19 protein-coding genes are annotated in these 21,838 nt (G+C 71.9%); 13 read left to right on the top strand and 6 right to left on the bottom strand.

Annotated features, from left to right (window positions below):
- The first annotated feature begins 18 nt into the window (after positions 1 to 18).
- Positions 19 to 675 (top strand): Crp/Fnr family transcriptional regulator, encoded by a 657-nt coding sequence (locus ABDW61_RS11535; RefSeq protein WP_343638863.1) that lies wholly within the window; start codon positions 19 to 21, stop codon positions 673 to 675.
- Here ABDW61_RS11535 and ABDW61_RS11530 read toward each other — a convergent pair.
- Both ABDW61_RS11530 and ABDW61_RS11525 read right to left on the bottom strand, forming a co-directional pair.
- Positions 629 to 862 (bottom strand): hypothetical protein, encoded by a 234-nt coding sequence (locus ABDW61_RS11530; protein ID WP_343638754.1) that lies wholly within the window; start codon positions 860 to 862, stop codon positions 629 to 631. The two genes, ABDW61_RS11535 and ABDW61_RS11530, sit on opposite strands and share 47 nt — an antisense overlap.
- A 98-nt stretch (positions 863 to 960) precedes the next feature.
- Positions 961 to 1,551: a GNAT family N-acetyltransferase gene (locus tag ABDW61_RS11525; protein WP_343638752.1), complete on the bottom strand. Its 591-nt coding sequence runs from the start codon at positions 1,549 to 1,551 to the stop codon at positions 961 to 963.
- 331 nt (positions 1,552 to 1,882) lie between these two features.
- Between ABDW61_RS11525 and ABDW61_RS11520 the strand changes: the two genes are divergently transcribed.
- From ABDW61_RS11520 to ABDW61_RS11495, 6 genes are all read left to right on the top strand, one after another.
- Positions 1,883 to 2,563 (top strand): response regulator transcription factor, encoded by a 681-nt coding sequence (locus tag ABDW61_RS11520; RefSeq protein WP_343638751.1) that lies wholly within the window; start codon positions 1,883 to 1,885, stop codon positions 2,561 to 2,563.
- The gene (locus ABDW61_RS11515; RefSeq protein ID WP_343638750.1) at positions 2,556 to 3,851 is read left to right on the top strand and encodes a HAMP domain-containing sensor histidine kinase; all 1,296 of its coding nucleotides are present in this window, start codon (positions 2,556 to 2,558) and stop codon (positions 3,849 to 3,851) included. Before ABDW61_RS11520 ends, ABDW61_RS11515 begins: the two co-directional genes overlap by 8 nt.
- A 108-nt stretch (positions 3,852 to 3,959) precedes the next feature.
- Entirely contained in the window at positions 3,960 to 4,808 is an 849-nt protein-coding gene (gene imuA / locus ABDW61_RS11510; RefSeq protein WP_343638749.1) for a translesion DNA synthesis-associated protein ImuA, read from the top strand.
- Positions 4,756 to 6,216, top strand: a complete 1,461-nt coding sequence (locus ABDW61_RS11505) for a DNA polymerase Y family protein (protein WP_343638748.1) — start codon at positions 4,756 to 4,758, stop codon at positions 6,214 to 6,216. The genes imuA and ABDW61_RS11505 overlap by 53 nt, the downstream gene beginning before the upstream one ends.
- Positions 6,217 to 6,229: 13 nt before the next feature.
- Positions 6,230 to 9,508, top strand: coding sequence for an error-prone DNA polymerase (locus ABDW61_RS11500; protein ID WP_343638747.1), 3,279 nt, complete (start codon positions 6,230 to 6,232; stop codon positions 9,506 to 9,508).
- 181 nt (positions 9,509 to 9,689) lie between these two features.
- Positions 9,690 to 10,499 (top strand): alpha/beta hydrolase, encoded by an 810-nt coding sequence (locus ABDW61_RS11495; RefSeq protein ID WP_343638746.1) that lies wholly within the window; start codon positions 9,690 to 9,692, stop codon positions 10,497 to 10,499.
- Positions 10,500 to 10,644: 145 nt separating this feature from the next.
- Here the strand turns inward: ABDW61_RS11495 and ABDW61_RS11490 are convergent, their stop codons facing one another.
- Positions 10,645 to 11,346, bottom strand: coding sequence for a hypothetical protein (locus tag ABDW61_RS11490; RefSeq protein WP_343638744.1), 702 nt, complete (start codon positions 11,344 to 11,346; stop codon positions 10,645 to 10,647).
- Between the two features lie 133 nt (positions 11,347 to 11,479).
- Between ABDW61_RS11490 and ABDW61_RS11485 the strand changes: the two genes are divergently transcribed.
- Complete coding sequence (locus ABDW61_RS11485) at positions 11,480 to 13,024, top strand: hypothetical protein (protein ID WP_343638742.1); 1,545 nt, start codon at positions 11,480 to 11,482, stop codon at positions 13,022 to 13,024.
- A 102-nt stretch (positions 13,025 to 13,126) separates the two neighbouring features.
- Complete coding sequence (gene blaOXA, locus ABDW61_RS11480) at positions 13,127 to 14,056, top strand: class D beta-lactamase (protein WP_343638740.1); 930 nt, start codon at positions 13,127 to 13,129, stop codon at positions 14,054 to 14,056.
- Between the two features lie 21 nt (positions 14,057 to 14,077).
- On the opposite strand, the gene ABDW61_RS11475 is transcribed toward blaOXA, so the two are convergent.
- On the bottom strand, positions 14,078 to 15,013 hold the full coding sequence (locus ABDW61_RS11475) for a LysR substrate-binding domain-containing protein (protein WP_343638739.1): 936 nt from the start codon (positions 15,011 to 15,013) through the stop codon (positions 14,078 to 14,080).
- 136 nt (positions 15,014 to 15,149) lie between these two features.
- Between ABDW61_RS11475 and ABDW61_RS11470 the strand changes: the two genes are divergently transcribed.
- On the top strand, positions 15,150 to 16,190 hold the full coding sequence (locus tag ABDW61_RS11470) for a zinc-binding alcohol dehydrogenase family protein (RefSeq protein WP_343638738.1): 1,041 nt from the start codon (positions 15,150 to 15,152) through the stop codon (positions 16,188 to 16,190).
- Positions 16,191 to 16,462: 272 nt separating this feature from the next.
- Positions 16,463 to 17,443, top strand: coding sequence for a hypothetical protein (locus tag ABDW61_RS11465; protein ID WP_343638737.1), 981 nt, complete (start codon positions 16,463 to 16,465; stop codon positions 17,441 to 17,443).
- Between the two features lie 9 nt (positions 17,444 to 17,452).
- On the opposite strand, the gene ABDW61_RS11460 is transcribed toward ABDW61_RS11465, so the two are convergent.
- Positions 17,453 to 18,547, bottom strand: coding sequence for a zf-TFIIB domain-containing protein (locus tag ABDW61_RS11460; RefSeq protein ID WP_343638736.1), 1,095 nt, complete (start codon positions 18,545 to 18,547; stop codon positions 17,453 to 17,455).
- A gap of 149 nt (positions 18,548 to 18,696) precedes the next feature.
- Here ABDW61_RS11460 and ABDW61_RS11455 point away from each other — a divergent pair, with 149 nt between their 5' ends.
- Together ABDW61_RS11455 and ABDW61_RS11450 are read left to right on the top strand one after the other, a co-directional pair.
- A complete protein-coding gene (locus ABDW61_RS11455) occupies positions 18,697 to 19,329 on the top strand; it encodes a phasin family protein (protein ID WP_343638735.1) in 633 nt (210 codons plus the stop codon).
- A 204-nt stretch (positions 19,330 to 19,533) separates the two neighbouring features.
- Complete coding sequence (locus tag ABDW61_RS11450) at positions 19,534 to 20,169, top strand: DUF642 domain-containing protein (protein ID WP_343638734.1); 636 nt, start codon at positions 19,534 to 19,536, stop codon at positions 20,167 to 20,169.
- A 145-nt stretch (positions 20,170 to 20,314) separates the two neighbouring features.
- Here the strand turns inward: ABDW61_RS11450 and ABDW61_RS11445 are convergent, their stop codons facing one another.
- On the bottom strand, positions 20,315 to 21,811 hold the full coding sequence (locus tag ABDW61_RS11445; RefSeq protein ID WP_343638733.1) for a carboxypeptidase M32: 1,497 nt from the start codon (positions 21,809 to 21,811) through the stop codon (positions 20,315 to 20,317).
- Positions 21,812 to 21,838 lie beyond the last annotated feature (27 nt).

Genomic DNA, 21,838 nt, shown 5'->3' with positions numbered 1-21,838 from the left:
GCTGCGTCGGCGCAGGAGATGGCGGCCATTCCGTGGCTCAAGGCGCTGGAGCCGGAGCGCCGCGAGCGCGTGGCCTCCAGCATCCAGGTGGCGGAGGTCGAGGTCGGCGAGCGCGTTTGCCGGATCGGGCGCGAAGCCAATTTCTGGTTCGGCGTGATCGACGGCCTGCTGAAGATGAGCAACGACGACGCCGCGGCGCGGCCGGTGACCTTCACCGGCGTGCCGCCGGGCGGCTGGTTCGGCGAAGGGACGCTGCTCAAGCGCGAGTGCTACCGCTACAACATCCAGGCGCTGCGGCGCAGCGTGGTGGCGGGGCTGCCGCTGGAGAGCTTCCATGAACTGCTGGAGACCAGCCTGGGCTTCAACCGCTACGTGCTGAACCAGCTGAACGAGCGGCTGGGCCAGTTCATCGCCGCGCGCGAGATCGATCGCCAGAGCGATCCCGACCTGCGGGTGGCGCGCAACCTGGCGGCGCTGTTCCATCCGCAGCTGTACCCGGGCGTGAACGGCCTGCTGCGGATCACGCAGCAGGAGCTGGGGCATCTGGTGGGGCTCTCGCGCCAGCGCGTCAACGAGGCGCTGCGCCATCTGCAGGAGCAGCGCCTCATCGCCGTCGAATACGGCGGCCTCAGGGTGCTGGACCTGGCGGGGCTGCGGGTCTATCCGCAGCAGTGACGATCGGGGCGGCGGCCTCGGCGGCTTTCCGGCGTCGTTGGCGGGCGTTCCAGATGGCCAGGACATACACGCCAGCTCCCATGAGCAAGGCAATGCCGCTCGCTCGCGCGATCGACTCCAGCACGGCGAATCGATCGAGCATCAGCAGCGCGTTGGCGCCGAAGACGAGCAGCAGGAAGGCGATCAAGGATGGGCAGCTTCGTGCAGCTTCCCAACGAATCGGTGGTCTGTCTGACTCGTTGTGCTGGAAGACGTCGCGGCGCAGAGCCTCCCGGCCCTCGCCCATCAGGCCCCGAACGGCGTCGCTTCCGGCTGCTGGCGCGGCAGCGCCGCGTACTGCGCGGCATTGATCTCGTAGAGCAGGCTGGCGGCCTCGCCGGGGTGGTCGGCGACCGAGCCGGTCAGCCTCAGCCCTACCCGCTCCAGCGTCTTGCGCGCCGCCGTGTTGCTCGCGCCCAGCAGCGCCTGCACCGAGCCCGCATGCAGCCCCTCGAAGGCCAGACCCAGCGCCGCCAGCGACATCTCCGCCGCATAGCCGCGGCCCCAGTGGTCGGACAGGAAGTGGAACTCCAGCAGCAGCGCCGGCGTGCCACCCGCCATTCCCCGGCTCAGGCCGCCAAACCCGATCGCGCCCAGCGATGGCTGCTCCCGCAGCGACACCGCCCACGGTCCGAGCCCATCCCGCGCCCACTGCGCGCGCCACAGCTCCAGCCGCTCGGACGCGGCCGGACCGCCGACGTCGAAACGCCGGTTGGCCGGGTCGACCAGCAACTCGCGGAAGGCCCGGGCATCGGCCGCCGCGGGCGGGCGCAGGATCAGCCGGCGGGTGCCGGTGAGCCGCTCGACCGCGGGAATGGAGAAGGCAGGTGCAAACATAGGGTTAACCCGCACATTATGCGCCTGCGCCAAAAATCAAGTCTCCACCGGTTCCATGGGCCGCGCGCCGATGGCGGCACTTGCGCACGGTCAGCGGCTTCTTGCGGCTTCTTTCTTCCAACCGGAATGGGCGAGCGCCGCGCGCGGAAACCGCCGCGCCGCCGCGTACAGCCCCCGGTAGGCCAGCCGACAGCCCCGCGCAAGGTCGGCCCCCGGGCCCTGGCATAGGATTCCCAGCTTCCGCGGGCCTGCCGCGAGGGACCTCCCCCTTTCCGGGCCCGCTTCCGTCGGACGACGCGGCGAATTGGCGCCGCAGAACGAGAGCCTCGAGATGAAGCTGCTGGTCATCGAAGACAACCCGGACATCGTCGCCAACCTGTTCGCCTACCTCGAGCCGATGGGCTACCAGCTGGACGTGGCCCGCAACGGCCTGGGCGGCCTGGCGCAAGCCGCCGCCGGCTCCTACGACGCGATCGTGCTGGACCTGACCCTGCCCGGCCTGGACGGCCTGGACGTCGCCCGCCGGCTGCGCAAGGACTTCCGCCGCCCCACCCCCATCCTGATGCTGACCGCGCGCGACACCATCGCCGACAAGGTCAACGGCTTCGAGAACGGCGCCGACGACTACCTGGTCAAACCCTTTTCGCTGGTCGAGCTGGAAATCCGCCTGAAGGCGCTGATGCGCCGCTCCCACGGCCTGCAGCTCAGCGCCGCGGTCAGCTACGCCGACGTCAACTTCGACCCCGACACGCTCGAGGCCACCCGCGCCGGCAAGCCGCTGCAGCTGACCCCGACCGGCTACAAGCTGCTGGCCGCGCTGCTGCGCGAGGCTCCCAAGCTGGTCCGCCGCGAGGATCTCGAGCGCGAGGTCTGGGGCAACGACCCGCCCGACAGCGACGCCCTGCGCACCCACATCCACGCGCTGCGCGCGGCGCTGGACAAGCCCTTCCCCGTGCCGCTGCTCAAGACCCACCCCGGCATCGGCTACCGCCTGGTCTCGCCCGATGCGTGACGAGGGCGACGGCCGGCGGCCGCGCTCGACCGCCGCGCCGACCACGCTGCGCACCCGCGTCGCCGCCGCCTTCCTGCTGCTCACGCTGCTGGTCTGCGGCGCCTTCGCGGTCGCGGCGGTGCGCATCGCCTCCAGCATCGAGGACCGGCTGATCGACCAGCGCCTGAGCCGCACCGCCGACGAACTCGTCGCGCGCGAGCGCCAGGGCCTGGCGCCCGACCTCCCGCCCAGCGTCACGCTCTACCGCGGCGCCGGCATCCCCGCGCCGCTGCGCGGCCAGCCGCCCGGCAAGTACTCGATCCTGCAGGACGGCGTCGAGGTCAACGTGCTGATCCGCGACGACCTGGGCGCGCCCTTCGTGCTGACCGACCGCGACGACGACTTCGCCAAGATCGAGGCCGGCGTCTACGGCCTGCTCGGCCTGGCCTTCGTGTGCTGCCTGGGCCTGGCGCTGCTGCTGGCGCAACTGACCGCGAGCCGCATCGTCGCGCCGGTCACGGCGCTGGCCCGCGCCGTCGAGACCGGCGCCGCGCCGCGCGAATACCCGCTGCAGGAGTCCACCGACGAACTGGGCGTGCTGTCGCGCGCCTTCGCCGCCAAGACCGAGGCCCAGCAGCGCTACCTGGACCGCGAGCGCTGGTTCACCGGCGACGTCAGCCATGAGCTGCGCACGCCGCTGGCCATCATGCTGGGCGCCGCCGAGGTGCTGAAGGCGCGCCTGCAGGGCCGCGACGACATGGTCGAACTGGCCGAGCGCATCCGCCGCACCGCTGCCGACACCAGCGAGCGCGTGGTCGCGATGCTGCTGCTGTCGCGCGATCCGGCCAGCATCGGCGCGCCGCCGACCGCGGTGCTGCCGCTGCTGCGCCAGGAGATGGAGCGCTGCCGCCCGCTGCTCAAGGGCAAGGCCGTCGAGATGACGCTGCATGCTGCCCCCGCCGATGCCGGCCTGGAAGTGCCGGCGCGGCCCGAGCTCGCCGCGATCGCGCTGGGCAACCTGATCCGCAACGCCTGCCAGTTCACCGAGGAAGGCCGCGTCGACATCCGGCTCGAGGCCGGCCGCGTCGTCATCGAGGACACCGGCATCGGCATTCCGCCGGCCGTGCGCGACCGCATCTTCGACCGCTTCATGCAGGTCGACCCGGCCGGCGCTGGAAGCGCCGGGCTGGGGCTGGCCATCGTCAAGCGGGTGGCCGAGCACCTGGGCTGGACCGTCAGCCTGGAAGCGCCCGCCCATGGCGGGACGCGCTTCGCGCTGAGCTTCGGGACGGACATTCTCCCCACTTGAAGTGAAACATCCGCTGGACGGGTCGGCCGTCACCCTATACTGTATGCACATACAGTTCTCAACGCCGGTGTCACGACCGGCGTTGTCGTCTCTCCCGACCGACCCGCCATGCCTTCCCCGTCCCTGCCCCTTCCCCCCGCCGTGGCCGAGGCCGTCTGGCGCGGCGACGCGCTGGGTCGCGGCACCGACACGGTCTGGCCCAGCGGCTTCGACGCGCTCGACGCCGAACTGCCCGGCGGCGGCTGGCCCGGCCGCCAACTGACCGAGCTGCTGCTGCCGCAGTTCTCGCTGGCCGAATGGCGGCTCGCGGGGCCGGCGCTGCGGCGCGTCGTCGCGGACGGCGCGGCCGTGGCCCTGGTCGGACCGCCCAAGCGCCCGCACCTGCCCGGCCTGATGCATCTGGGGCTGGACGAGCGTCATCTGGTGTGGATCGACGCGCGCACGCCCTCGGAGCGGCTCTGGTGCGCTGAACAGCTGATCAAGTCGAATGCCGCTGGCGCGGTGCTGGCCTGGATGCCGCAGGCCGCGCCCGAGCAGCTTCGGCGCCTGCAGGTGCTGGCCCAGTCCTTCGAGGGCCCGGTGTTCCTGTTCCGGCCGCTGGCGGCGCGTCACGACCCCTCGCCCGCGCCGCTGCGGCTGCAGGCGACGATCGACGTCGACTGGGCGCTGGATGTCCAGATCCTCAAGCGCAAGGGCCCCGCCCATGAGACGCCGCTGCGGTTGGCGTCCATCCCCGGCGGGCTCGAGCGCGTGCTGACGCCGCGCGTGATGCGGCCCAGCACGATGCGCCCGGTCGCGCCGGTCCCGGCCGCCCCGCGCGAGGCCGTGCCCGGCGCACTGCCCGGCGCTTTGTCCGAATCCTCGCGCGCGCCCCAGCCGCTCGCCCTGTTCCCGGAGTCCCCCGATGTTGTGGGTCGCGCTGATCCTGCCGCCTCGTCCGCCAGCGCCGTCCGCTGATCCGGCCGCGCCGCCGGACCATCCCTGGGGGATCTGTCCGGAGACGCAGGCGGGACTGGCCGTGTGGTGCCTGCAGTTCACGCCGCGCGTGGCGCTGATGGAGGACGCTGTCGTCATGGAGGTCGAGGCCAGCCTGCGGCTGTTCCGCGGCCTGGGCGCGCTCAAGGCGCGCATCGCCGACGAGGCGCCGGACCTGGGCGCCGCCGGCATCGGCTGGGCACCGACGGCCACCGCCGCGCTGGTGCTGGCGCGCTGCGGCGTGCCCGACCTGGGCGGCCGGCTGCTGCAGGCGGTGCTGGATCCGCTCCCGCTGCAGGCGCTGAGCGCCGGGGCCGGCCACGCCGAGCCGCTGAGCCGCGCCGGCATCAACACGCTGGGCCAGTTGCGGGCCTTGCCGCGCGGCGGCATCAGCCGGCGCTTCGGGGCGGCGCTGCTGGCGATGCTGGACCAGGCCTACGGGCTGCGTCCGGAGGCGCATCGCTGGGAAACGCTGCCCGAGGATTTCCACGCCCGCATCGAGTTGCCCGGCCGCGTGGACCACGCGCCGGCGCTGCTGCTGGGCGCCCGCCCATTGCTGATGCGGCTGTGCGGCTGGCTGGCGGCGCGCCATGCCGGCGCGACCGGCGTGACGCTGCACTGGGTGCACGACTCGATGCGCGCCAAGGATGCCGGCGACGGTGGATCGCTGACGATCCGCACCGCCGAGCCGATCCGCGCGCTCGAGCACTTCTGCCGGCTGATGGCCGAGCACCTGGCCAAGACCCGGCTGCTGGCGCCGGTGGGCGAACTGCGGCTGGAAGCGATCGGCGTCCAGGCCCTGACCGAGGACAGCGCCTCGCTGCTGCCCGACACGGTGCGCACCGGCGAGACGCTCTATCTGACGCTGGAGCGCATCGCCGCGCGCTTCGGCCCGGAGCGGGTGCTGCAGCCGGCGCCTGGCGACGATCACCGGCTCGAATGGATGACGCGCTGGCAGCCCGCCACCGAAGGCCGGAGCACGGGCCGGCGCCGCGCGGCGGCGCGGGCCGCGCCGTCGATGCCCGAGCCGGGCTTCCTGCTGGAGCCGCCGCTGCGCCTGGCGCTGCGCGAGCACCGGCCGCATTACCAGGGCGCGCTGACGCTGCTGCTCGGTCCCGACCGCGTCGAAGGCGGCTGGTGGGATCGCCTGCCGGCGCGAGCGCCCGCGCACGAGGCGTCAGACACCGGTGCCGGCGCCCGGGACAAGAGCGCGCCGGCCTTCACCGCGCTCGTGCCGCACGACGACGCGGCGACGGTGACGGCCGGCCACCGCAACGTCGTGCGCGACTACTGGATCGCGGTCAACGACAACGCCGGCGTCGTCGCCATCTTCCGGCAGCCGCTGGACGATGGCGGCAGCGCCTGGTTCCTGCACGGCGTCTACGCCTGACAGGGGTCGAGCGATGACCGCCCCGCCCGCCCTGCCCCCCGCGCTGCCGGACTACGCCGAACTGCGCTGCCTGAGCAACTTCAGCTTCCTCAAGGGCGCCAGCTGGCCCGAGGAACTGGTCGAGCGCGCCCAGGAACTCGGCTACAGCGCGCTCGCGATCACCGATGAATGCTCGATGGCCGGCATCGTGCGCGCGCACGTGGCCGCGAAGCAGCATGGATTGAAGCTGCTCGTGGGCAGCCAGTTCCGCATCGACCCGCGCGACGGCGCCGGCCCGGACGGAGAGACCCCCTTCACGCTGGTGGCGCTGGCCTGCAACCTGAACGGCTACGGCAACCTGTGCCAATTGATCTCGCGGCTGCGGCGCTCGGCCGACAAGGGCAGCTATCGCTGCACGATCGACGACATCGGCCCCCAGGCGCTGGATGACTGCGTCGTCATCGCCTGCCCGGACCGGCACGCGGCGCCAGCGCCGCTGCTGACGATGGCGCGCTGGCTGCTGTCGCGCTTCACCGGCCGCTGCTGGCTGGGCGTGACCCAGACCCGCGAGCTCGACGACGAAAACCGCCTGCTGCGGCTGCGCGAGGCGGCCGCGCTGACCGAGATCCCGCTGGTGGCCGTCGGCGACGTCACCATGCATGTGCGCAGCCGCAAGCCGCTGCAGGACGTGTTGACCGCGACCCGGCTGGGCCGGCCGCTGACCGAGTGCGGCCAGGCGCTGGACCGCAACGCCGAACGCCACCTGCGCGCGCGCGGCCGGCTCGGGCTGGCCTTCCCGGCCGAACTGCTGGCCGAGACCCTGCGCGTGGCCGAACGCTGCGACTTCACGCTCGACGAGCTGCGCTACCACTACCCGTCCGAGGTCGTGCCCGAGGGCGAGACGCCGGCCAGCCATTTGCGCCGGCTGACCTACGAAGGCGCGGGCCGGCGCTGGCCCGACGGCATTCCCGCGGCGGTCAGCGAGCAGATCGAGCGCGAGCTCGCGCTGATCGAGGAACTGCGCTACGAGCATTACTTCCTCACCGTGGCCGACATCGTCCACTTCGCGCGCTCGCAGGGCATCCTGTGCCAGGGGCGCGGCAGCGCGGCCAACTCCATCGTCTGCTACTGCACCCACGTGACCGAGGTCGATCCGCAGCGGATGCAGGTGCTGTTCGAGCGCTTCATCAGCAAGGAGCGCAACGAGCCGCCCGATATCGACATCGACTTCGAGCATGAGCGCCGCGAGGAGGTCATCCAGTACCTCTACCGCAAGTACACGCGCGAGCGCGCGGCGCTGGCGGCGGTGGTGATCTCGTACCGCGTCAAGAGCGCGCTGCGCGACGTCGGCAAGGCGCTGGGCTTCGAGCCGCAGACGCTGGACACGCTGTGCGGCAACCACCAGTGGTGGGATGGCCAGACCATCGACGCGGAGCGGCTGCGCGAATCGGGCCTGGACGCCAACGACCTGGCGGTGCGGCAACTGGTGGAGATCACCTCGGAGCTGCTCGGCTTCCCGCGTCACCTGTCGCAGCACCCGGGCGGCTTCGTGCTGACGCAGGGACCGCTGACGCGCATGGTGCCGGTGGAGAACGCGTCGATGCCGGACCGCACGGTGATCGAGTGGGACAAGGACGACCTCGACGCGGTCGGGCTGCTCAAGGTCGACGTGCTGGGGCTGGGCATGCTGACGGCGATCCGCAAGACGCTGGACTTCATCGGCAAGCGCCAGCGGAGTCCTTTCGAGGTCAAGGACATCCCGGCCGAGGACGAGGCCACCTACAAGATGATCCAGCGCGCCGAGACGATTGGCGTGTTCCAGATCGAGAGCCGGGCGCAGCGCAGCATGCTGCCGCGGCTCAAGCCCGAGAAGTTCTACGACCTGGTCATCGAGGTGGCGATCGTGCGGCCTGGCCCCATCCAGGGCGGGATGGTGCATCCCTACCTGCAGCGGCGGCAGGGGCTGGAGCCGGTGGTCTATCCGAGCGGATTGGAATCGGTGCTGGACCGCACGCTGGGGGTGCCGGTGTTTCAGGAGCAGGTGATGCAGATCGCGATGATCGCGGCCGGGTTCACCGGCGGCGAGGCCGATGAGCTGCGGCGCTCGATGGCGGCCTGGAAGCGCAAGGGCGACCTGGGGAAATACCGCGAGAGGCTGATCGAGGGGATGCGCGCGCGCAACTACCCGGTGTCCTTCGCGGAGCAGATCTTCGAGCAGATCAAGGGCTTCTCGGAGTACGGCTTCCCGGAGTCGCACGCCGCGTCGTTCGCGTTGCTGGTCTACACGAGCAGTTGGCTCAAGAAGCACCGGACGGCGGAGTTCCTGGCGGGGATGCTGAACTCGCAGCCGCTGGGTTTCTATTCACCCAGTCAGCTGGTGCAGGACGCCAGGCGCAACGGTGTCGAGGTGCGGCCGCCGGACGTGATGCACAGCGACTGGGACTGCACGCTGGAGCGTGCCGATGGCCGCGTGATCCGGCCCACGCGTCGCGGCAAGGACACCGAGGCGCTCGATGCGCGGCCGCTGGACCAGGACGGCATCGCGCAGGACGAGGACGGCGACCCCTATCTGGAGTCGGACGAAGCGTTGGCGATCGACGCCGCGCCGGTGGCGGTGCGGCTGGGACTGCGGCTGGTGAAGGGCCTGCAGCAGGCCTCGGCGGCGGCGATCTGCCTCGAGCGCAGACGCGGCCCGTTCAACGACGCGGAAGATCTGGCGCGCCGCACCGGCCTGAACCAGCAGCAGATGACGATGCTGGCGGCGGGCGACGCGCTGACGAGCCTGAGCGGTCATCGGCGCCAGCAGATGTGGGACGCGGCCGCGCAGCACGCGCCGCCACCGCTGCTGGCGACGGCGCCGGTGCAGGAGGACTTCCTGGCGCTGCCGCAGGCGCCGGAGGGCGAGGAGATCGTCTTCGACTACGCGTCGCTGGGCCTGACGCTGCGGCGGCATCCGCTGTCGCTGCTGCGGCCGATGCTGCGAGAGCAGCGCTGGATGTCGGCGCGGGAGCTGAACGAGTTGCCGGATGGCCGGCCGGCGCGCGGCTGCGGGATCGTGACGGTCAAGCAGCAGCCGGCGACGGCCAAGGGGACGATCTTCATCTCGCTGGAGGACGAGACGGGGGACATCCAGGTCATCGTGCACCGCGCGTTGTGGCAGCGCCAGCGCCAGGTCATGCTGCATTCGCGGCTGATGGCGGTGAAGGGGAAGTGGCAGCGCAGCGGCGAGGTCCGCAACCTGATCGCCGGCCACATGGAAGACCTGACGCCGATGCTGGGGCGCTTGAGGACGGAGAGCCGGGATTTTCATTGAGTCCCAATGGGGGGAGAGAACGCTCGATCGCCCGCCGATGCTCCCTCTCCTGTAGGTTCCGTCCGACGGCGCAATGCGCCGTTCGGGGGGTATCCATCAGCCAGCCCTTGCGGAAAGATCGACTCAACCTGTCCTTACGTCGGCCCCGTCAGCACGCGCTGGAGCGGCCGCCCCTGGCAACATGAAAAAGATCGCCGCACGTCCGCGCGTGGTGCCCGTCCCGGCACCGCCGATCCCCTCCCCGTCCTGGGCGCTGCTGGGCATCGAGCCGCTGCGCGCCGCGATGGAATACGCCAGCTGCCGCCTGATGGACCGCAGCGGCCATCCCCCCGGTGATGGTCATCCGGTGATCGTTTTCCCCGGCCTGGCCGCCGACGCGCAGTCGATCGCGCCGCTGGTGGGCTTCTGCCACGGCCTGGGCTACGCCGCGCGCGACTGGGGCCGCGGCCTCAACACCGGCCCCGCCGGCGACATCGACCGCTGGCTCGACGCGCTCGCGGCCGACATCGAGGCGCTGGTGGCGGATCGGCCCCAGCCCGTGTCGCTGGTGGGCTGGAGCCTGGGCGGCATCTATGCGCGCGAAGTCGCCAAGCGCATCGCGCTGCCCGTGCGCCAGGTCATCACGATCGGCACGCCGATCACCGGCGAAGCCGCGCAGACCAACGTCAGCCTGATCTATCGATGGGTGAACGGCACGCTGCCGGTGCTGGACGAGGACTTCAAGTCGCGTCTCATCACGGCGCCCCCAGTGCCCACGACTTCGATCTACAGCCGCACGGATGGCGTCGTCGCCTGGCAGGCCTGCGTGCAGCCGGAGGACCACCCGATGATCGAGAACGTCGAGGTCGACGGCAGCCACTGCGGCCTGGTCTGGAATCCCGCGGTGCTCAAGGTCGTGGCGGACAGGCTGTCACATGCGCCCGAGACGTGGCGCCGCTATGGCGAAAGCGCCGACGCGCCTGGCGCGCTGGCGCCCACGGCGCTGAACTGATTCGCCGGACCGCGAAGCGCGGTCCGGCGTCAGCCATGCTCATCGGATCAGCGCGATCAGGATGATGATCGGAATGGGCACGCCGAGCAGGTAGAGCAGCAGTGATCGCATGTCGGTTCTCCTTGTCGTTGGATGAAGGTCCCGGTCACTCGAACCGGTCGCGCTGGCGGCCGCCGATGGTGGCCAGCCAGCTCGCCGTGAATGCGCCAATCAGCAGCGACACGAACATCCACAGCGCCGTCTTGCGCGCGGCATCGATCGCGTCCTGGCTCAGCGCCGGCGCGGAGGCCGAAGGGGCCGCAAGCGCCGACGGGGCCGCCACCGCTCCGCCATTGGCGCTGGGGGCCGTCCCCGCCGTCGTGTTCGCCGCGGCGGCTACCGCGTTGGCCGCGGTCGCGGCCACGCCGGGCGCTTTCACGCCGATGCCCGCGATCGCGCCGACCGAGGCCGTGAGCGCCGCCGCTGTGAACAGCGTGGCCACCGCCCACGACAGCAGACCGTGCGCGGTGTCGCGGAAGTGGACCTCGTCGACATCGGTATCACGCCAGCGCACGCGCAGCCGGCCCGCCAGATAGCCGCCGAGCCCCGACGCCGCCAACTGCGTGAACGCCAGCCACACCACGCTGGCCATGCCGAGCGCCCCGGCGTTCGAGCCATCGCCGCCCCAGGGCGACACCACGCTCAGTCCCAGGCCGACTCCGAGCAGCAGCAGGATCAAGGAGAGCGCCGCCGCCGCCGCGGCCCCGGCGAGCACCGCCGCCCACGACACCGCCGACACGTTGCCGCGCGCCGGGCCGACGGCCCCGACACCGCTCTCACCCGCGTACCAGGCTTCATTCGCGACCATCGCAGTCCCCACGAGTTGTGATGAATCGTCTCGGCAAAACACAGACCCGGAGCACCTGGTAACCCGGCGGCGTAACGCGCGTTACGGCGCTGGCGTCACATCGCCGGCGCACTCCGCGCAGAATGCGCCTCCAATGACCGCCGCCTCCCCTGCCAGCCCCTGCGCCTCCAGTCCCGGCGCCGCCGGGCCCGCGCCCGTCGTGGGCGCCCCCCTCCCCAGCGTGGCGCGCGCCGGCGCCCCAGCGCCCATGCACCGCATCCAGCTGCTCGCGCAAGGCCTGCGCATCGACGGGCTGCCCGAGCTGCGCAACCGGCTGCTGCCGCGTCTGATCGCCGCGCTGCTCCAGGCTCACGAGCAGGGCCTGGCGCGCGTCGACAGCCCCTGCTCCCGCGCCGAACTGCGCGAGCGCATCGCCGGCATGGCCGAGCTCCACCGGACCCAGGTCTGGCGCGCGCTCGCGTTGCTGGACGACGGGCCGCTGGCGGCGCTGATCGAGGCCAGCGCCCGCAGCAGCGGTCCGTTCTGGCTCAACGCGGCCCTGCTCGCGCGCTGCCAGGTCGAGATCGACGGCGAGCCCGCCGCTGGCGCGGCGCTCGCCCGCTGGCTGGGCCAGCAGCGGCCGGTGCGCGCGCCGGCCGCCGCGGCGCTGCTGCCGCTGGCCTACGCCGAGGCGCTCGCCCGCGCCGACTATCTGCTCGACCGCGGCGAGCTCTATCCCGCGCGCCTGGCGCTGCAGCAGGCCGCGCCGCACATCCCCGCTGGCGACGACGGCGCCACCGCGGCGCTCGGCCTGCGCCGCGCCCGGATCGCGCGCCGCCTGGGGGACTGGGCGGCCCTCCAGGACGAACTGCGCGAGCTCGGCCAGACCCTCAACCATGGCCGCCTGCCCCGGCTCGAGCGGCGCCAGCTGCGCGCCCGCGTCGCCATCCTCGCCGCCTGGCACTGGTACGGCAGCCTTGGCCAGGCCGCGGCGGCCCTGGACAAGCTTGAAGAGGTCGATCCCGAGGTCCTCGCCAGCGACTCCATGCTGCGCTGCGACCACGGCAACCTGCGCGGCATCGTGCTGCGCGAGCTCGCCATCACGCGTGGCGACGCGGCCCTGGCGATGCAGTCGCTGGCCAGCCTTGGCGACGCGCTGCGGGCCGCTTCGCTCGCCGGACTGCCCGACGCGCTGCAGGTCTGCGCGGCCAACCTCTCCAACGCGCTCGGCCAGCTCGTCGAGGCGGGCCTGCTGCCCGAGGGCGGCGCCGGCGTCGAGGACGCGGTGCGCTGGCTGCTGCTCAGCGACGCGCTGTGCGCGCGCTGGCAGCTGGGCCGCAGCTCGCTGCTCAACACCATCTTCCTGTTGCGGCTGGCCGCGCTGGGCCGGCTGAGCTTCGCCGCGCTGCAGCGGCTCGCCACCGTCCAGGGGCTGCCGCTGCCGGCCTCGTCCTTCGGTGAGCTCGCGTCACAGCGCTGGGCTTCCTGCCGCGCGCGCCAGTCGCAGATTCCCGCGGACCAGCGCTGCGCCTTCCTGCTGCTGTGGGCGCGGCATGCGCTCGACGAAGGCGACGCCTTCAGCGCCACCGACCTCGTGCGGCAGGCGCGGCTGCAGGCGCGCAAGCTCCGCGACGAAGCGGCGCGCCAGCGCTATCTCGACGAGGCCGAGGCCCTGATGCCGCATTCGCGGCGCGCCTGAACGGCCGTAACGCCGAATGCGCGCCCGAAGCGCGCAGCCCCTTCGCACACTGTCGGCCTCGACCACTTCCCAGGACGCGTCACGCGTTTCAAGTCCATGCCGATGCCCGCCCTCTCCCACCGTCTGCTTGCCGGCGCCTTGCTCGCGAGCCTGGCCCTCAGCGCGTGCCGCGCCTCGATCGCGCAGACCGTCCCCGCCCCGGCGCAGAACGCCGCGCAGAACGCCGCGCAGAACACTGCACCGAACGCCACCCCCGCCCCGGCCGTGCCCGCCGATCAGCGCGAGCGCTGGGAGACCCGTCCCGAGCTCGGACGTCACTTCGAAGAACTCGGCACCCGAGGCGTCATCACGGTGCTCGACACCCGCATCCATCGCTGGATCGCGTCGGACAGCGCGCGGGCCTTCGAAGCCTTCCTCCCGGCCTCGACCTTCAAGATCCCGATGACGCTGATCGCGCTGGACACCGGCGCCGCCGCCGACGAGACGCAGCCCTTCAAGTGGGATGGCCAGCAGCGCGCGATCGCGGACTGGAACCGCGACCAGACGCTGGCCTCGGCCTACCGGGTGTCGGCGGTCTGGGTGTTCCAGTCGCTGGCCAGGAAGATCGGGCAGCCGACGGTCCAGCAGTACGTGCGCGACTTCCGGTATGGCAATGCCGCGGCCGGACCGGTCGGCGACCGCTTCTGGCTCGATGGTGACCTGCGCATCTCGGCGGTGGGGCAGATCGACTTCCTGCGCCGCGTCCATGACCGCGCGCTGCCGCTGTCCGACCGCAGCTACGACATCGCGCGCAAAGTCCTGCTGCGCGAGCAGGGCCCGGGCTGGCGCATGTACGCCAAGACCGGCTGGACGGACGCCTCCCGGCCGGCGATCGGCTGGCTGGTCGGCTGGGTCGAGCGCGACGAGGACCCGCGCCCCGTCTACTTCGCGCTCAACATGGACATGACGAGCGACGCCTTCGGCCCAAAGCGGGAGGAGATCGTCAAGCGCGTGCTGCGCAGCTTGCGCGCCCTTCCCCCGCAGGAGGGTTGAGGCCGGGGCGCGGCAGGCGCTTCAGTGCCGCAGCGCTTGCGCCAGATGGTCGACCAGCGCCTTCAGCCGCTGCGGCAGGAAGCGCTGACTGGGCATCAGCGCATGCAGCGGCATCGTCCGCCCCACCCACTCCGGCAGCACCTCCACCAGCGCCCCGCTGGCGAGGGTGTCGCGGACGTCCAGTTCACTCTTGTAGGTGAGTCCCCTCCCCTCGAGCGCCCACTGGTGGGCGATGCCGCCGTCGTCCGCGCTGCGCCGGCCCTGCACCGGCACGTCCAGCGCCGGCGCCTGCAGGGCATCGCGGCGCCAGAAGCGCCACTCGCGCTCCAGGCGGTCGCCGATCTTGAAGCGGATGCATTCGTGCTGCGCCAAGTCCGACGGATGCGCCGGCCACCCATGCCGCTTCAGGTAGTCCGGTGACGCGACCAGCAGCCGGCGCCCGTCGTGGAGCTTGCGCGCCACCAGCCGCGAGTCGGCCAGTTCCCCATAGCGCAGCGCCAGATCGACCTCGTCCCGGACCACGTCCTGGAGGGCGTCACCCACGCTGAGCTGCAGCTCCACGCCCGGATGGCGGTCCAGGAACCCGTCCAGCAGCGGCAGCACGATGCGCCGCGTCAGGTCGCTGGAGGCGCTGACCCGGATGCGCCCGCGCAGCGCGGTGCCGTCGCGACCCTTGCCGCCCGCGGCGTCCCCGCCTTCGGAGACCAGCGCCACGCCCTCGTCGAGCAGCTCCAGCGCGCGCTGCGCGTAGTCGCGCAGCCGCTCACCGGCGGCGGTCAGGCGCAGCGCCCGCGTGCTGCGCTCGGCCAGGCGCACGCCCAGCCGCGCCTCCAGCTTCTTGAGCATCGCGCTCGCCGCGGCGGGGGTGATGCCCATCTCGCGCGAAGCCGCCGTCAGGCTGCCGCCCCGGGCGCACTCGATCAGCAGACGCAGTTCACTGGTGTTCTCGATGTCCATCGCGCGATCCCCCTCCCGGCGCCAATCTTCAACGCAGCATTGAAACTGATAGCAATTCAGCCGACTTCATTGATTCTGCCGGGACTCGCACACTCTCGCCCATTCATCCCGTCTGACCCTTGCTCCAGGAGTTCCCATGAAAGCCGTCGGCTACTTCAAGTCCCTGCCCATCACCGAAGCCGAGTCGCTGCTCGACCTCGACCTGCCCATGCCCTCGCCCGGGCCCAAGGACCTGCTGGTCGAGGTCTCCGCGATCGCCGTGAATCCGGTGGACACCAAGGTCCGCGTCAGGCGCGCCAGCGCCGACGGCAGCACGCCGGTGATCCTCGGCTGGGACGCGGCCGGCACGGTGCGCGCGATCGGCCCGGAGGTCCGCGGCTTCGCCGTCGGCGACCGTGTCTGGTATGCCGGGGACATCACCCGGCCTGGCAGCAACGCGCAGTTCCAGTGCGTCGATCACCGCATCGCGGCCCGGGCGCCGGCCTCGCTCGGCGATGCCGAAGCGGCCGCCCTGCCGCTGACCGCCATCACCGCCTGGGAGCTGCTGTTCGACCGCCTGCAGGTGCAGCAGGCGCCGCAGCGCCCCGTCAGCCTGCTGGTCACCGGCGCCGCCGGCGGCGTCGGCTCGATCCTGGTCCAGCTCGCGCGCCGGCATGAGCACCTGACCATCATCGGCACCAGCTCCGAGCCCGAGGGCGAAGGCGGCCAGTGGCTGCGCGCGCTCGGCGCCCATCATGTGATCAACCATCGCGAGCCGCTCGCGCCGCAGATCGCCGCGCTGCAGCGGGATGGCCTGCCGCCGCTGCGCTACGTCACCAGCCTGACGCACACGCCGCAGCACTTCAAGGACTTCATCGACGCGCTCGAGCCGCAGGGCAAGCTGGCGATGATCGACGACTTCGGCCCCGCCGACCTCGACGTGATGGCCTTGAAGGGCAAGTCGCTGTCGCTGCATTGGGAACTGATGTTCACGCGCAGCATGCATGCGACCCACGACATCGGCGCGCAGGGCCAACTGCTGGCCGAGGTGGCCGCGCTGGTGGACGCCGGCGCGGTGCGCACCACGCTGTCCGAGGTGGTGGGCCCCATCTCCGCGCAGACGCTCAAGCGCGCCCATGCGCTCCAGGAAAGCCAGCGCCAGCGCGGCAAGCTGGTGCTGCAAGGCTGGCCGGCCTGAGCCCCCGGTCTTCCCTCGCTGGGGGCGGGCGTGCCTCCTCACGCTCCCCTCACGTTGCGCGCGCGCTGCACCGTCCGCGACGGTTGTGACGTCTTACCGCCCCGGCTCGCCGGGGCGTTTTTCATGGGACGGATCGCGGGAAAACCTGAGTGCGCGAAGGCCGCGCACAGGCGATACCTCCGCCCTGGCGCGCCACGAAGCGCGCCAGGCGACAACAAGAGTCACAAGCGTCCAACAAACGGCCGACCACGGCCATGCAGCGAGGGATCGTCATGAACATCCGCAAGGTCCTGACCGCCGTTCTGCCGGCGGCCGTCTTCCTGTGCGCCGGCAGTGCCGCGCCGGCCGCCACCATCGGCGTGATCCTGCCGGGCAGCTATCCCAGCGCCGAGCAGTCGGAGCAGCTCCAGCTCGGCATGACGCTGGCCCTCAAGACCTGGCCCGGGGACGCGGCGCCCAAGCTGATCGTGAAGGACAGCGGCTGCGATGCCCGCAAGGCGGAAGCGATCTCGCAGGAGTTCATCAAGGCCAAGGTCGACGTCGTGCTGGGCAACTGGTGCGAGATCAGCGCCGGCGCCGACGCGCTGCGCGCGGCGGGCATCCCTTTCGTTTCCAGCAACGCCGAGCGGGTCAAGGACCAGGACCTGCAACTGCAGCTGGGCCGCATCGAGCTCAATGCCGGCGAAAAGATCGCCGCCGACCTGCGCCGCCAGACGGGGCTGCGCATCAGCGCGCGCACCTCGTGCTGGATGGACTTCGAAGCGACGCTGTCCGAGCGCGTCGACGCGGTGCTGTGCCCGGTGCTGACCGTCGATCGTGGCCGCTGGGACCAGATCGCCAACACCTATGGCGCGGCCTTCCGCAAGCCCTTCACCGCGTCGTCCGCGCGCGGCTACGCGGCGATGGAGGTCGCGCTGAACTACCTGCGCCGCGCCAAGGCCATGAAGGCCCCGGCGGCGCTGAAGGAGACCCAGTCGATGGCGACGCTGCTCGGCCCGGTGCCGGCGGCCGACACGCCGGTGCCGGCGACGGCGCTGCAACTCGTCTTCGCGCCGCACTTGCCCAAACTCAATCCGCAGCAGACGCAGACGCTGGACCAGCTCGTCAAGACCAAGGGCTGCGCCTGCCCGGGCGGCACGCTGCGCGACGGCTGCCCGCGCGACTCCGGACCGTGGGGCGCGCTGCCCTTCGTCGTGCGCGGCGGCGGCACGCCGGCCGCCTGCGCCAAGCCGATCAGCCTGCTCGATCTCTGAGCGCGTTCTTCAGCGGATGAGCAGCGCCGCCAGGCGCAGCGCGATCTCCATCAGCGTGGGCGGCAGGCCCTCCCGTCCCTCGGGCCATCCGGACACGGGCCAGTCGCGGCCCTCTCGGCGCGCATTCTCGGCGTCGTAGCGCCGCTCGTATTCGCCCTTCCAGAGGATGCCGTGCTTGCCCCCGGCAGCATCGCGCGGCGCGAGCTCCCCGTAGGCCGCGGCCCGCTCGCGGCGCTCGCGCGAGCTCAGTTCATCCTGCAGATGCCAGTCGTTCTCGATGGCATCGAGCAAGCCGTCGAGTTCATCGAATGACGGCGCCACCACCGCATGCTGGCAGGTCGAGCAGCGCGTCTCGCGCGTCGGATCCATCGGCGCCCCGCAGCCGCGGCAGGACCAGCCCACCGGCTTGCCGCCATTGGGCATCAGCAGCGGCTCCGATGCCGCCCGCTTGCGCAGCGCGCTGGCGAGCCGCGGCATGTCGGCCATCAGCAGCGGACTCTTGCACCAGGCGCAGCACTCGCTCTTGCCGTCGGCCGGCGCGCCGCAGCTCAGGCAGAGCAATTCACGGCGCTCGGCCTGCAGTGCGCCGCGTTCCGCCGGCAGCAGCGGACGCAGCAGACCGCGTTCGGCCAGCATGCCGGCCTGGCTGTGCAGATGCCCGCCGCAGCCGCCGCATTCCAGCGCCGGGAAGCGGCCGTAACGGGTCTGGTTGTGGACTTCCTTCAGCGCCTGCGCGCAGACGGGGCAGGCGCGGTCCGGCTGGTGCGGCCGGTCCGGGCGGCGCAGCCGGTTCAGGTCGCGCAGCAGTTGAACCCAGGCCAGCGGCGACAGGTGCACCGACTCGCGGGCGTCGAACCACACCAGGCCGCAGGGGCCGCAGTGGTCGATGTCCACCGTCGCCGGCGCGAGGTGCCCCGCCAGGACGACATGCCGCATCGGCGCGCGGCATTGCGGACAGGCGATGAGGGCGCCGTCGCGGCGCGGCGCTTCGCCCACCCAGGCCAGCGGCGGCAGGGCCGGCGCGGCACCGCAGGCGAAATCGGGCACGGTGTCGGGGAACTCGTCGCCGGGGCGGCGTTCCGTCGCGGGGCGTGGCAAGGACATGGGCGCATTCTGGTCCCTGCGGCGTTCGCCCCAATGGGGGAAACAGGTCAGCGGCGAGTCAGCGTGACATCGGGCACGGCCCCTATAGTCCGGTTCTCGGTGAGCGGCGGGCGTCAGGCCTGCCGCCCCGCGACGACAAGGAATGCCCCATGGTCAAGAAGCAGCAGAAGACGGCCGCCGCGACGAAGGCGAAAGGCCGCCGCCAGGCCGCGACGCCCGCGCCGGCCGCGGACACGCCGTTCGCGGATCAGGTGAGGGCCTCGGCGCAGCAGATCTGGTCGGCGGGCCTGGCGGCCTTCGCGAAGGCGCAGGACCAGGGCGGCGCGGTGCTGGGCGCGCTCGCGACGGAAGGCGCCCGGCTGCGGGGCAAGGCGCGGGGAAATGCCCTGGACGAGGCGAAGGCCAAGGCCCGGGAGGCCGAGGCGGCGCTGGACGCCGCCGCCCGCCGCATGAGCGACATGGCCGGCGAGGTCGGCGGCCGCGCCGGACAGCACTGGGACAAGCTGGAAGCCATCTTCGAGGACCGCGTGGCGCGCGCGCTGTCAAGGCTGGGCATGCCGACGGCCGAGACGGTGGCGAGACTGGCCGCGCGCATCGAAGCGCTGGAGCGCGAGGTCGCGATGCTGCGCACGGCGGGCGCGCCCGCCGCTCCCAAGCCCGCAGCCCGCAAACCCGCCGCCAGGACTTCAGCCAAGGCGACAGCGGTCAAGACCCCCAAACCGATCAAGGCGGTCAAACCGATCAAACCAGTCAAGCCGGCCAGACCGGCGAAAGACCGGTGAGGCTTCGGTGAACATCCGGTGAGAACCCGTAGCGGAGCACGGCCTGACCCCTCACCCGCGCGCCGAGGCGGCGTGCAATCCGTCACGAATGGCCACAGCACCCCCAGCGCACAGGGGGATGGCACCTGAAGGGCGGACTCGAACAATTCGACACAAGCGCCGGACCCATGCGCCCTCCTTGTCGAACTTCCCGAGTCCACCCCCATGAAACGCCTGATCGCAGCCTCCCTGTTCGCCGCCCCGCTGTTCGCCCTGGCCGCGCCCGTGAACCTGCTGACCAACGGCAGCTTCGAGTCGACCACCGTCAGCAACGGCAGCTTCGTCATCCTCGACAGCATCCCCGGCTGGACCGTTGGCCCGCATGGCGTGGAACTGCGCAACAACGTCGCCGGCAGCGCCCTCAACGGCAGCAATTTCGCCGAGCTGGACACCACCACCAACAGCTGGATCAGCCAGTCGCTCAGCACCGTGCTGGGCGCCTCCTACACGCTGACCTTCTCCTATGCGAACCGCCCGGACAACCAGGGTGCCGTCAGCAACGGCCTGTCGTGGAGCATCGGCAGCCTGTCCGGCACCGTCGGGGCCGACACCGCCACCAGCTGGCAATCCTTCACCACCAGCTTCACCGGCACCGGCAGCCCGATGACGCTGCGCTTCGGCGCCGTTGGCCGCAGTGACTCCTACGGTACCTCGCTGGACAACATCAGCGTGATCGCCGCCGCCGGCGCGGGCGGCAACGCCGCCGCCGTGCCGGAGCCGCAAAGCCTGGCCCTGATGCTGGCCGGCTTGGGCGCGATGGGCCTGGTGCTGCGCCGCCGCAAGGGCGCGGGCAAGGTCTGACACCAGAACACCAGGTCTTCGACGACGCGTTGGGAGCGGCCGTGGGGTAGAGACCGCGGGCGCAGACAGGAAGGGCACCTCGAGAGGTGCCCTTTCTTCATGGTGCGGCGCTTCATGGCGCGGCGTTTCATGGCGCCGGCGCCGATCAGCCCAGGTAGCGCGCTTCCAGATGGCGCCGGAAATGCGCCGGATCGAGCGCCTCGCCGCTGGCGCGCCGCACCAGCTCCGGCGTTTCCCAGCGGCTGCCCTGCGACCAGATGCGCGACTTCAGCCAGTCGAAGACCGGTGCCAGCTCGCCGCGCGCGATCTCCTCGTCCAGCGCCGGGCGCTCGCGCCGCATCGCCGCGAACCACTGCGCCGCGTACATCGCGCCCAGCGTGTAGCAGGGGAAGTAGCCGTAGAGGCCACAGCCCCAGTGCACGTCCTGCATGCAGCCGTCCTTGTAGTTGCCGCGCGTGTCCAGGCCGAGCAGTTCCTGCATCTTGGCGTCCCACAGCGCGGGGATGTCCTCGACCTCGATCTCGCCCTCGATCAGCGGGCGCTCGATCTCGTAGCGCAGGATCACGTGCGCCGGATAGGTCACCTCGTCGGCGTCGACGCGGATGAAGCCCGGCGCGACCCGCGTCATGAGCCGGTGCAGGTTGTCCGCGGCAAAGCCGGGCTGCCGGCCCAGGTGGCGCTCCACCAGCGGCTGGAGCAGGCCCGCGAAACCGGGATGCGCCCCGAGCTGCATCTCGAAGGACAGGCTCTGGCTCTCATGCAGGCCCATCGAGCGCGCCTGCGCCACCGGCAGGCCCAGCCACTCGCGCGGCAGGTTCTGCTCGTAGCGGCCATGGCCGGTCTCGTGGATGGTGCCGGTCAGGCTCTGCAGGAAGCTGTCGTCGCGGTAGCGCGTGGTCATGCGCACGTCCTCGGGGACGCCGCCGCAGAACGGATGGGCGCTCTCGTCGAGCCGGCCCGCCTCGAAGTCGAAGCCCAGCAGCGTCATCGCGTCCAGGCCCAGCGCGCGCTGCGCGGCGGCCGGGAACGGCCCTTGCGGATGGATGACGCGATCGCCGGCCTGCCGCGCCATCACCTGGCGGATCAGATCCGGCAGCCACTGCCGCAGATCGCCGAACACGCGATCGACCTCGGCCGAGCGCATGCCGGGCTCGTAGTGATCGAGCAGCGCGTCATAGCGGCCCAGGCCGCTGTCGTCGGAGAGGTATTGCGCCTCCTCGCGGGCGTAGCGCACGACCGGCCGCAGGTTCTCGACATAGCCGGTCCAGTCGTTGGCGGCGCGCTGGCGGCGCCATTCATGCTCGCAATGCGAGTTCGCGAGCGAGCGCGCCTCGACCAGGCGCTGCGGCACCGCGTTCGCGGCGCGCCAGACGCGGCGCATCTCGCGCAGCGAGGCGCGCTGGAAGTCGTCCAGCGGCTCCTGGGCCGCCTCGTCGAGCAGCTGGCGCAGCGCCGGATCGGTGCCCATCTGGTGCAGCAGGCCGCCCATCTCGGCCAGCGCCTCGGCGCGGGCCTGCGCGCCGCGCGCCGGCATGAAGGCGGATTGATCCCAGGATGCGATCGCCTGCAGATGGGCGAGCCGGTGGATGCGCTGGTGGCGCTGGCACAAGGCGTCGTACGCCGGGGTGCTGGGGGTGCTCATGGCGGGTCTCCTGTCGAAGCCCGCATT

The sequence above is a fragment of the Roseateles sp. genome (assembly GCF_039595595.1).
GTDB lineage: Bacteria > Pseudomonadota > Gammaproteobacteria > Burkholderiales > Burkholderiaceae_C > Roseateles.
This window is presented reverse-complemented; position numbering and strand designations above follow the sequence as displayed.